The sequence below is a fragment of the Sulfoacidibacillus ferrooxidans genome, from assembly GCF_022606465.1.
GTDB lineage: Bacteria > Bacillota > Bacilli > Alicyclobacillales > SLC66 > Sulfoacidibacillus > Sulfoacidibacillus ferrooxidans.
Window position 1 is genome coordinate 1 of the sequence record NZ_JALBUF010000078.1, and the last position, 507, is coordinate 507.

General features: G+C 47.1%; 1 pseudogene. It reads right to left on the minus strand.

The annotated features are described in order from the left end of the window. Nucleotides 1–229: 229 nt before the first annotated feature. Nucleotides 230–507, minus strand: a pseudogene (locus MM817_RS16450) (single-stranded-DNA-specific exonuclease RecJ); the annotation flags it as partial.

A 507-nucleotide genomic window follows, 5' to 3' on the forward strand; every position in this document is an offset into this window, starting at 1 on the left:
TTTTTACGATCAGAAGCGGGCACAAGGCAAACACCATCTAGCTGCAACGGGCGCTGTAGCGCGTAAAATGACGTACATCATTCACGCCGTTCTGCGGGACAAAAAGCCATACGAGCCAATCGCGTAGAACAGCATTTTATACTGAAAATTAAAAATATGCCTGTCTATGGCAGGCTTATATAGATGCGTCCAAAATCACTTCCCTTCATTGTTCTTACTTAGAACTCAATTAAGTGCTTGACATTAGATAGCTGGTCTCATGCCATGATTCACCTGCGACAACGAGTGTTTGATCTGTCCAAGCGTGTTCTTCGATCTGAGCTAGCGCTGACTGATAGATGTGCTCTTGAATGGCTTGTCGCTTCTGATTGAGTCCATTCGCTTCAAGCGCTAGACGTTCTGCTTCTATTGGATCATCTGCAAGAAGCAGTTCAACCGCACGCTTGGCATGAGCCAGACGACCGATGGCATTGATGCGAGGAGCCAACTGGAACGCCACGTGTGTTG